The sequence below is a fragment of the Azospirillum halopraeferens DSM 3675 genome (genome assembly GCF_000429625.1).
Lineage (GTDB): Bacteria > Pseudomonadota > Alphaproteobacteria > Azospirillales > Azospirillaceae > Azospirillum > Azospirillum halopraeferens.
This window is the reverse complement of record NZ_KE386930.1, coordinates 105,421-114,914: the sequence shown is the minus strand read 5'-3', so window position 1 is coordinate 114,914 and position 9,494 is coordinate 105,421. Positions and strand designations below refer to the sequence as shown.

At 71.9% G+C, this 9,494-nt stretch carries 13 protein-coding genes and 2 pseudogenes; 4 read left to right on the top strand and 11 right to left on the bottom strand.

From position 1 onward, the window contains the following. From G472_RS0129915 to G472_RS37805, 3 genes are all read left to right on the top strand, one after another. On the top strand, window positions 1-185 hold a 185-nt coding region (locus G472_RS0129915), incomplete at its 5' end, for a transposase (RefSeq protein WP_029011335.1). 71 nt (window positions 186-256) lie between these two features. Further along, window positions 257-727, top strand: coding sequence for a hypothetical protein (locus G472_RS39310; protein ID WP_156927311.1), 471 nt, complete (start codon window positions 257-259; stop codon window positions 725-727). 81 nt (window positions 728-808) lie between these two features. Beyond that, window positions 809-1,150 carry a hypothetical protein gene (locus tag G472_RS37805; protein WP_029011334.1) on the top strand — a complete coding sequence of 114 codons (342 nt, stop codon included), beginning with the start codon at window positions 809-811 and terminating at the stop codon, window positions 1,148-1,150. A gap of 423 nt (window positions 1,151-1,573) precedes the next feature. Here the strand turns inward: G472_RS37805 and G472_RS40460 are convergent, their stop codons facing one another. After that, window positions 1,574-1,789 (bottom strand): hypothetical protein, encoded by a 216-nt coding sequence (locus G472_RS40460; protein WP_029011333.1) that lies wholly within the window; start codon window positions 1,787-1,789, stop codon window positions 1,574-1,576. Between G472_RS40460 and G472_RS40860 the strand changes: the two are divergent. Next, window positions 1,727-1,858 (top strand): annotated as a pseudogene (locus tag G472_RS40860) (hypothetical protein); the annotation flags it as partial. The gene G472_RS40460 and the pseudogene G472_RS40860 overlap by 63 nt on opposite strands. A gap of 99 nt (window positions 1,859-1,957) precedes the next feature. Here the strand turns inward: G472_RS40860 and hypE are convergent. The 10 genes and pseudogenes from hypE to G472_RS0129860 form a co-directional block, all read right to left on the bottom strand. Then, the gene (gene hypE / locus G472_RS0129900; protein ID WP_029011332.1) at window positions 1,958-3,007 is read right to left on the bottom strand and encodes a hydrogenase expression/formation protein HypE; all 1,050 of its coding nucleotides are present in this window, start codon (window positions 3,005-3,007) and stop codon (window positions 1,958-1,960) included. After that, entirely contained in the window at window positions 3,004-4,164 is a 1,161-nt protein-coding gene (gene hypD / locus G472_RS36505; protein WP_084536997.1) for a hydrogenase formation protein HypD, read from the bottom strand. Before hypD ends, hypE begins: the two co-directional genes overlap by 4 nt. Next, on the bottom strand, window positions 4,161-4,841 hold the full coding sequence (locus tag G472_RS0129890; protein WP_084536996.1) for a D-sedoheptulose-7-phosphate isomerase: 681 nt from the start codon (window positions 4,839-4,841) through the stop codon (window positions 4,161-4,163). Before G472_RS0129890 ends, hypD begins: the two co-directional genes overlap by 4 nt. Continuing rightward, a complete protein-coding gene (locus tag G472_RS0129885; protein WP_029011330.1) occupies window positions 4,838-5,143 on the bottom strand; it encodes a HypC/HybG/HupF family hydrogenase formation chaperone in 306 nt (101 codons plus the stop codon). Before G472_RS0129885 ends, G472_RS0129890 begins: the two co-directional genes overlap by 4 nt. A 14-nt stretch (window positions 5,144-5,157) precedes the next feature. Beyond that, window positions 5,158-6,654 (bottom strand): sigma-54-dependent transcriptional regulator, encoded by a 1,497-nt coding sequence (locus tag G472_RS0129880; protein WP_029011329.1) that lies wholly within the window; start codon window positions 6,652-6,654, stop codon window positions 5,158-5,160. A 5-nt stretch (window positions 6,655-6,659) separates the two neighbouring features. After that, window positions 6,660-7,295 (bottom strand): hydrogenase nickel incorporation protein HypB, encoded by a 636-nt coding sequence (hypB, locus tag G472_RS0129875; protein ID WP_342667972.1) that lies wholly within the window; start codon window positions 7,293-7,295, stop codon window positions 6,660-6,662. A gap of 57 nt (window positions 7,296-7,352) precedes the next feature. After that, a pseudogene (locus G472_RS40765) lies at window positions 7,353-7,502 on the bottom strand (hypothetical protein); the annotation flags it as partial. Then, the gene (hypA, locus tag G472_RS0129870) at window positions 7,502-7,843 is read right to left on the bottom strand and encodes a hydrogenase maturation nickel metallochaperone HypA (RefSeq protein WP_029011327.1); all 342 of its coding nucleotides are present in this window, start codon (window positions 7,841-7,843) and stop codon (window positions 7,502-7,504) included. The pseudogene G472_RS40765 and the gene hypA, both read right to left, overlap by 1 nt. Before the next feature lie 9 nt (window positions 7,844-7,852). Further along, window positions 7,853-8,638: a [NiFe]-hydrogenase assembly chaperone HybE gene (gene hybE / locus G472_RS0129865; RefSeq protein WP_029011326.1), complete on the bottom strand. Its 786-nt coding sequence runs from the start codon at window positions 8,636-8,638 to the stop codon at window positions 7,853-7,855. Continuing rightward, the gene (locus G472_RS0129860) at window positions 8,635-9,489 is read right to left on the bottom strand and encodes a hydrogenase expression/formation protein (protein WP_029011325.1); all 855 of its coding nucleotides are present in this window, start codon (window positions 9,487-9,489) and stop codon (window positions 8,635-8,637) included. Before G472_RS0129860 ends, hybE begins: the two co-directional genes overlap by 4 nt. Window positions 9,490-9,494 lie beyond the last annotated feature (5 nt).

Genomic DNA, 9,494 nt, shown 5'->3' with positions numbered 1-9,494 from the left:
AGTTCAAGCGGCGCACCGATGTCGTCGTCATCTTCCCCAATGAAGCGGCGATCTTCCGATTGGGAGGGGCCATCCTGCTGGAGCAAAATGATGAGTGGGCGGCCAGCCGCCGCTACATGAGCTTGGAGACCATGACGCCACTGGGGCATAATGACGTTTCCAGGTTGTCCGCCGTGGCAACCTGACCCGGCTCAACCCGCCGGAGAGCGATGACCAACCCCTTCGCTCGTACACCACGTGCCGGGGCACGATCAAGGTGGGCGCCGGCAGCGCGGAAACGAAGCTGTTCTGGCAGGCACTGGCTCTTCCAGGACTTCAGAAGAACCAGCGTTTCCAGCGCGAACTGGCGGAAGGCGCACGAACGGCCATCGTTAAGCGCCCGGATGGTGAGGTTCTTGGTAAGGTGCCAGTCATCCGTTGGGATGTGAACACTCACGACCGCACCATCGCGCGGATAGCTCGCGGTTTGTACTATCATGAATTCCGGACAGTGCTATCCCATGATACTCCAATATCCACACATTATATGCAGGAACTTGATGCGGAAATGCGTGAGGTTTTCAGCGCCGGTCAGATCCGGCAGGTGGGAACGGCATTCGAGTACTCAGTCTTACGAGTGGACGACGATCCCAAAGCAACAATGTGGCTATTCAATTTTTACTCTGGCCGCCATGTTGCCGTTGCAGCTACCGGGCAGATGGCTCTGGACGATGATGGTGAGGACTGAGGTTAGCTGAATGCGGCTGATGGCAACGAGGCACTGTAGCGAAAAGGAGCTATGATCGCCCTGAGCGGATCATGAGCGGAAATGGCGCCCCAGTCGCCGGCGCCGCGCAACCTGGTCTCGGTCGTGGACCGCCTCGAAGCGTTGCACCGCCTTGCCATCGACCGATCCGTGCAGGGACAGGCGCCTGAGGTGGCGTTCGAGCGGCTGGCGGCCGAAGGCGTGCGCATGACCGTGCATCACATCCGCGACCTGTCCCGGGTTCGCCGGCATGCGCTGTTGGCCGCGACGGCAATCCGAACGGAGACGACGCTGACCGACACGGTGCTCGGCATGTTCGACAAGCTCATGGTTTCGCTTGGTCGCCGTGCGGAGAACCGCACAGCGGAGAAGACCCTGAAGTCGTTCAAAGAGACGCAGGGCTAGCTCCGGACTCTGGTCGCCGCCTGCCGCGCTGATCAATGCGCGCGAAGGCGGCCGAGACCCATTCGAGGCGCTGGACAAAAGCATCGGCTGGTACAAGTTCGTGGCCAGCGTCGCCGACGCCGAGATGCTGGCGCGGCCGGACACCACAGACCCGCAGGCTGATCTGCTGGGACGGTACCCCACCATCTGCGTCGTCGCGCCAACACTGCCGGGCGCGTTCCAGTTCAAGGACGGCCCCGCGGTTGTCGCTCCTGCGGGCGCTGGAGGTGCTGCGGGCCATGCACGCCTCGGGCAAGTGCAGCCTTGCCGGCCAAGCCGCCGACCGGCTTTATCCGCCGGTCCTGGCGCCGCTTGGTCATGTCCGGCGGGGTGATCGATCGGAAGGCTTACGAGATCTGCGCCCTCTCGGAGCCGCGCGACCGGCTACACGTCGGCGACGTCTGGGTCGAGGGAAGCTGCCAGTTCCGCGACTTCGAGTCCTGCCTGGTGCCGGGACCGACCTTCAACGCCTGGCGCGAAGAGAACGCGCTGCCCGTCGCCGTCCGCGATCTCAAGGACCACCGGCTTTACCTCTTCCTGGGGGATGAGGCCCCGCCGACGCTCCGGCCTCTGATCAACAGCGCCATCGATGTCGAACACTTGGCAACCCACCGGGAGGAGTTGCTGCGGCTGACGACCTCGATCCGCGCCGGCACGGTAACCGTCTCGGCCATGTTGATGCGCTTGGCAGCCTATCCCCGGCAGAATGGCTTGGCCCTGGCACTGCATTTCCGTGTCGTCACCTCGATAGGCGCCCCCCGGCGCCGGTCAGCAGATGCGCGGCAGCGGGTCGCCGACCGGCCGGTCGACGAGGCGGGTGCCGCCGAAGGGCGTCTCCATCACCACACGCATCCGCGGATCGTCGGTGACGGTGCCAACCAGCGCGGCGGCGCGCCCGAGCGGGTGGGCGCGCACGGCGGCCAGCCCGGCCTCCGCCTGGTCCGGCGGCAGCACCGCCACGATCACCCCCTCGTTGCCCAGGTACAGCGGGTCGAGGCCCAGCAGGTCGCACAGGCCGCGCACCTCGGGGCGGACGGGGATGGACTCCTCGACGACGCGCACGCCGGCCCGCGATGCCTCGGCCAGCTCGTTGAGCACGGCGGCGACGCCGCCGCGGGTGGCGTCGCGGATCAGCCGGGTGCCGGGGGCCGCCTCCAGCAGCGCGGTGATGACGCCGGTCAGCGGCGCGCAATCGCTGTCCACCGGCACCGACACCGCCAGCTCGCCGCGGGCCGCCAGGATGGCGGCGCCGTGGTCGCCCGAATGGCCGCTGACCAGCACCCGGTCGCCCGGCCGCGCCCGGTCGATGCCGGGATTCAAACCGGCGCGGATGACGCCGACGCCGCTGGTGGTGATGAACAGCTTGTCGCAGGCCCCCCGCGCCACGACCTTGGTGTCGCCGGTGACCACGCGCACCCCGGCTTCGCGCGCCGTCGCCGCCAGGGACGCGGCGACGCGGCGCAGCGTCTCCACCGGCAGCCCCTCCTCGATCACCACGGCGCAGGACAGGGCGACCGGCACCGCACCGCCGACCGCCAGGTCGTTGACCGTGCCGCACACCGCCAGTCGGCCGATGTCGCCGCCGGGGAAGAACAGGGGATCGACGACGAAGCTGTCCGTGGTGAAGGCCAGCCGGTCGCCCCGCGCGACCAGATCGGCCAGCGGCAGACGGGCCTGATCCTCGGCCGCCGCCGGGACCGCCCCGGCGTCGTCGAAGGCGGCGAGAAACACGTCCTCCACCAGGTCGCGCATGGCGGTGCCGCCGCCGCCGTGCGCCAGGGTGACGGTGGCGGCGGACAGCCGGCGCCGGGCGGTCATGCCGCACCCCGCAGGCCGCCGTACTGGCGATACGCGGCGCACGCCCCCTCCGACGACACCATCAGGGCGCCGACCGGGGTTTCCGGCGTGCAGGCGGTGCCGAACAGCTTGCACTGCCAGGGCTTGAGCACGCCCTTCAGCACCTCGCCGCACTGGCAGGCGGTGGGATCCACGACGGTGACGCCCTGCACGGCGAACCGCCGTTCGGCGTCGAAGCGGGCGTAGCGCTCGCGCACCCGCACGCCCGAGCGGTCGATGCTGCCCAGCCCCCGCCACTCGAAGAACTCGCGCAGTTCGAACACCGCGGCGATGGCCTCCAGGGCGGCGGGGTTGCCGTCCTCCGGCACGATGCGGGCGTACTGGTTGGCGACCGCCGCCGCGCCGCGGGCGATCTGCTCCAGCAGCATGGACACCGCCTGGAGCACGTCCAGCGGCTCGAACCCGGCGACCACCAGGGGGCGGCGGTAGCGCTCGGCGATGAAGCGGTAGGGGCGCAGGCCGATGATCATGCTGACGTGGCCGGGGCCGATGAAGCCGTCCACCGTCATGCCGGGGCTGTCGAGCACCGCCCGGATCGTCGGCACGATGGTGATGTGGTTGCAGAACAGCGAGAAGTTGGCGATCCCCTCGCGCTCCGCCCGCAGCACGGTCAGGGCGGTGGCGGGCATGGTCGTCTCGAAACCCAGGCCGAAGAACACCACCTCGCGGTCGGGATGGCGGCGCGCCAGCTCCAGCGCGTCGAGGGGCGAGTAGACCATGCGGATGTCCGCCCCGTCCGCCTTGGCCTGCAGCAGGGTCTTGCGCGACCCCGGAACGCGCATGGCGTCGCCGAAGGTGGTGAAGATCACCCGCGGGTCCCCGGCGATGGCGATGCAGTCGTCGATGCGCCCCATGGGCAGCACGCACACCGGACAGCCCGGCCCGTGCAGGAACTCCACCCCCGCCGGCAGCACCCCGGCCAGGCCATGGCGGAAGATCGCGTGGGTGTGGCCGCCGCACACCTCCATCAGGCGCACCGGCCGGTCCGCGTCGGCGCCCAGCCGGTCGAGCTGCCCGGCGATGCGGCCGATCAGGCGGCGGCCGGTGTCGCGGTCATGGAAGGGCGCCGTGGGATCGCCGGATCCGGCGGACGCGGCGGGGTCGGTAACGGACGTCATGGCGTGGCCTCCTGCGGCGGCGCCGGGCGCCGGCCGGCGAGCCGGGTGTGAACGAGATCCCACAGGATGTGGTAGGCGAGCAGATGCACCTCCTGCACCCGGTGGATGGACCGGGTGGGCACCACCAGGCAGACGTCCACCGCCCGCGCCATGGCGCCGCCGTCGCCGCCGGTGAAGCCGATGGTGACGATGCCGCGCCGGCGCGCCGTGTCGAAGGCGGCCAGCAGGTTGGCGGAGTTGCCGCTGGTGGAGAAGCCGACCAGCGCGTCGCCGGGCCGCCCGCGGGCCAGCACCTGGCGCACGAAGACATGGTCGAAGCCGACGTCGTTGCCCACCGCCGTCAGCATGGCGGTGTCGGCGCCCAGGTCGACGGCGGGCAGCGCCGGGCGGCCGGTGGTCACGGGGTGCACGAACTCCACCGCGAGATGGGCGGCGTCGCAGGACGAGCCGCCGTTGCCCATGGTCAGCACCTGGCCGCCGCGGGCGTAGGCGTCGGCGATGAGCCCGGCGGCGCGCAGCAGGCCCGCCGCCTCCCCGTCGATGAAGGCGCGGACCACCGCCAGATGGTCGTCGGCCTTGCGCCGCACCGACGCCAGCAGGGCGTCGGCGCCGTCGCCGCCGTCCGCCCCGTCGTCGTCGGGGTAGAGGGCGGCCAGGGCGTCCGCGGCGGCGGTCACGGCGCCACCGACGGTGCCGGGGAGGGCTCGATGGACGCCCGGATGGCGGCGATCTCGACCTCCGCCTCGCCGATGGCGGCGAGCACCTCCAGGGTGGCCCGCGCCTCCTCTTCGTCGATGATGCTGAGCGCGAAGCCCACGTGCACCAGCACCCAGCGGCCCACCAGTTGGTCGGGGGTGCCGCCCGGTTCGGCAACGCACTGCACGTCCACCGTCCGGCGGACGCCGGAGACGTCCACCGTCGCCAGGCCGGCGGCGGCGTCGACGATGGCGACGATGCGGCCGGGTATGCCCAGGCACATGAAAGGGTCCTCCGTCAGTGGGTGCGCCCGGCGCCGGGGCCGCCGCGCTCGATGCCGTAGCGTTCCAGCTTGGCGCGCAGGCCCATGCGCGACAGGCCCAGCTCGTCGGCGGCGCGGCTCTTGTTCCAGCGGCAGCGCACCAGCGTCTCCATGAGGATGCCGGCCTCGATCCGCTCGATGCGCGCCTTCAGGGGGCCGCCGGCGGCCAGCGCCTCCATCATGGCGCCGCCGTCGCCCGACGGGGTCCGGCGCTCCGTGGCGTTGGCCGCGGCGCCGCGCAGGACGTGATCCGACAAAAGCGCGGCGTCGGGGCGGTCGCCCCGGCACAGCACGATCATGCGCAGGATCTCGTTCTGCATTTCCCGCACGTTGCCCGGCCAGTCGTAGGCTTGCAGGCAGGCCAGCGCGTCGGGGGCGAAGTCGGTCATCGGCTTGCCGTGGGCGGCGCCCAGGTGGACCAGCAGGTGGCGGGCCAGCACCGGGATGTCGGCCGGGCGTTCGCGCAGCGGCGGCATGGTCAGCACCATGGCGCTGAGCCGGTAATAGAGGTCCTCGCGGAAGCGGCCGGCGCGCACCTCGGCCAGCAGGTCGCGGTGGGTGGCGGCGATGACGCGCACGTCCACGGTCCGCGTCTCGTTGGCGCCGACCGGGCGGATCTCCCCTTCCTGGAGGAAGCGCAGCAGCTTCACCTGGAAGGCCGGGGAGATGTCGCCGATCTCGTCCAGCAGCACCGTGCCGCCGTCCGCCTGCTCCAGCAGGCCGGTGCGGTGGCTGTAGGCGCCGGTGAAGGCGCCCTTGCGGTGGCCGAACAGTTCGCTTTCCAGCAGCTCGTCGGGGATGGCGCCGCAGTTCTCGGCGAAGAAGGGCCGGTCGGCGCGCGGGCCGCCGTAATGGACGCCGCGGGCCAGCAGCTCCTTGCCCGTGCCGGTCTCCCCCAGGATCAGCACCGGCACGTTGAAGGGCGCCACCTGCGCCGCCTTGCGGCAGACGTCGTCGAGCGGGCTGCCGGGTGCGCGCACCATCGCGTCGAACTCGTAGCGCGAGCGCACCCGCTCCCGCCGCGCCGCGACCCGGCCCTCGACCACCGGTGGCAGCGCCTTCAGCTCCAGCGACAGCCGCTCGTGCTCGCGCTGAAGACGGTACAGGCGGGCGCCGTTGCGCGCGGTCAGCAGCAGGTGGTCGGGGTGCCAGGGCTTGGTGATGAACTGGTGGATGCCCGCGGTGTTGACGGCGGCGATGATGTCCTCGGGGTCGATGTAGCCGGTGATGACCACGCGCACCACGTCCGGCCAGCGCTCGCGCACCCGGGTCAGGAATTCCACCCCGCTCATCTCGGGCATGCGCTGGTCGGAGAAGATCACCTCCACCGGCTCGTTCTCCAGGATGCGCAGCCCGTCAGCGGCCGACAGGGCGGTGTGGACGTCGAACTCCTCGTCCAGCAGGCGGGCGATCACCTCCACGGACCGCGGTTCGTCGTCGACCACCAGGATGGCGGGGCGGGCGGCGGCCATGGCGTTCAGCCCTCGCCCAGCCAGGCGAGCCAGGCGTCCAGCCCCTCCCCGGTGCGGGCCGACACCCGCAGCCGTGCGGCCCGCGGGTTGACCCGGTCCAGCGCCGCCTCCATCGCCGCCCAGTCCACGTCCAGGTGCGGCGCCAGGTCGGTCTTGGTGATCAGCACGAGGTCGGCGGTGGCGAAGACGTCCGGGTACTTCAGCGGCTTGTCCTCCCCTTCCGTGACCGACAGCAGGACGACGCGGCGCCCCTCCCCCAGGTCGAAGCCGGCGGGGCACACGAGGTTGCCGACGTTCTCCACGAACAGCAGCCCGCCAAGGGGCAGCGGCAGCCGTTCCAGCGCATGGCCCACCATGTGGGCGTCCAGGTGGCAGCCCTTGCCGGTGTTGATCTGCACCGCCGGGGTGCCGGTGGCGCGGATGCGCTCGGCGTCGTTGGCGGTCTGCTGGTCGCCCTCGATCACCGCCACCGGCCGCGCCCCGGCCAGGGCGCGCAGGGTGGCGACCAGCAGCGTCGTCTTGCCCGATCCGGGGCTGGACAGCATGTTGACCGCGGTGATGCCGGCGCGCGCGAACAGCGCCCGGTTGTCGGCGGCGTAGGCGTCGTTCTTGGCGAGGATGCCGCGCTCGATCTCCACCATGCGCGCCGGCGTCAGCCCCGGCGCGTGGGCGTGGTGATGGCCGTGCCCGTGATCGTGCCCGTGATCATGATCATGGGAGTGATCATAATCGTGATGGTGGTCATGATCGTGATGGTGGTCATGATCGTGGTCGTGATCATGATGGTGGCCATGGCCATGGCCGTGATGGTGGTCCGTGGCCACCGGGCATCCGCACACCGCGCACATCACTCCACCTCCAGGTCCTTGATCGTCATGCCGGTTCCGCCGGTCGCCACCAGCCGTTCGCCGCCGCAGCGCGGGCAGGGATCGAGACGGTGGTCCAGCGGCACCGTGGCCTCGCAGCCGAAGCACCAGGCTTCGCCCGGCGTCTCCAGCACCACCAGCTCCGCCCCCTCCGCCAGGCTGCCGCGGGTCACCACGTCGAAGCCGAAGCGCAGCGCCTCCACCTCGACGCCGGCGAAGCGGCCGATCTCCAGCCGCACCCGACGCACCCGGCGGAAGTCGTTGGCGCCGGCCGCCTCCTCCATCGCCTGCAGCAGGCTCTCGCACAGCGCCATCTCATGCATGGGATCGCCTCATCCGCGCGACGCCCGGGCACCGCCGCCGCCCAGCAGCAGGGCGCGCCGGTCGGGGCGTGCGGGCGGTGCCGGTTCGGGCGGTGGCGCCGCGGCGTCCTCGCGCAGGGACGGGTCGAACAGGGCGACCACGGCGGCGGCCGCCGTCTCGGTGGCGTGGAGCATGGTGGTGAACTCGAACATCGGCGAGAACAGGGAGCACGCCTTGTACGGCCCCACGTCCGGCCGCACCGCGTGCACGAACTCGTAGAGGCCGGAGGGGAAGTCGATCAGCTCCTTGGTGCCGGCGCGCAGGTCCGACCAGTCGTCCTCCGCACCGGGCAGCAGCACCAGGTTGAGGAACCAGGGCGTCACCAGCGCCCCCAGCCGGCGCCCCTGCCATGGCCGGAAGCCGACGGCGCGGACCGACAGGGCCTCGTTGACGATGGGCACGCCGCGCATCTGGGCCAGGTGGATCTCGCGGAACGCCGCCTCCAGCCGCCGCTCGGGCGCTGCCGGATCGGCGCCCGCCGCGCCGGCCGGTGCCGGCACCACCGCCGCCGGCGCGGCGGGGGTGCCGGGGTCGAGCGTCATGAACTGCGTCCGCTCGCCGTCGCAGACGGGGCAGCGCCACTCCGCCGGCAGGGCGGCGAAGGGCGTGCCGGGCGGCACCTGCCAGACGTCGCAGCCCTGCGCCGGGTCGTAGACGTGCCAGCAGATCTTGCATTCCATGCGCGCCGTGGCGGCGATGCGCGACGCGTCGCCGAGGTAGGAGCCCTCGAAGCGGGCGGTCGGCGGCGCGGTCATGGCCGCGCCTCCGCAGCCAGGGCCGCCAGGATGTCGGTCAGCCGTTCGGCGCTGTCGGCGATGTCCTCCGGCGCGGCGCAGACCACGGCGGGAACGTCCGTCACCTCCACCGTGTCCAGGATCAGCGTGTCGACCGAGTTGTAGTAGCGCACCCACCACACGTGCGGCGTCGCCGTGGCGGTGACGCGGCAGTTGCCGTAGCCGCGCGACAGGATGGTGGTGGCGCCGCGGCCCAGCCGCGCCTCCAGGAACGCCAGGTCCTCCGGCGTGTGGGGCAGCAGGCTGAAGTTGACGGCGTGCGCCGGCGCGCCCGGCCGCCGGGCGGCGCTGCGGTCCGTCAGTTCCGCCAGGATCGGCAGGGCGTTCATCAGCCCCGCCGCCGGGGCGGTGGCGGGAGCCGCCGGAGCGGGAGTGAAGGCGCGGTTGACGGCGACCCGCGGGAAGGCGCCGATCAGCACCGCGTGGCGCGGCGGCGCGGCGCCGTCCACGGCGCGCACCCGCCAGACGCCGGCCAGCGCCGCCTCCTGGATCTCCAGACGGGCGCCGGCGGTGTCCACCAGCACCGACACCTCCCCCTCCCCCAGCGCCTCGTCCAGGGGCGCCAGCACATCGGCGGCGACGCCGTCGAGGGGGACGCGCGTCTCCTCCCCCGGCCGCCAGGCGGTCAGGGCGTCGCGGATGCGCTCCAACAGCGCCACCGCCGCCGCGTCGGCCAGGGTGGGGACGTGCGGCTCGTAGGTGCGCATGCCCGACGGCATGGGCAGGTAGGCGAGCCCCTCCTCGCCGGCCTCCGGCTGTGTGCCGGGGCCGAAGCCGACGGGGGGACGGAACGTGGCGTTGATTGCCGTCATGGCGG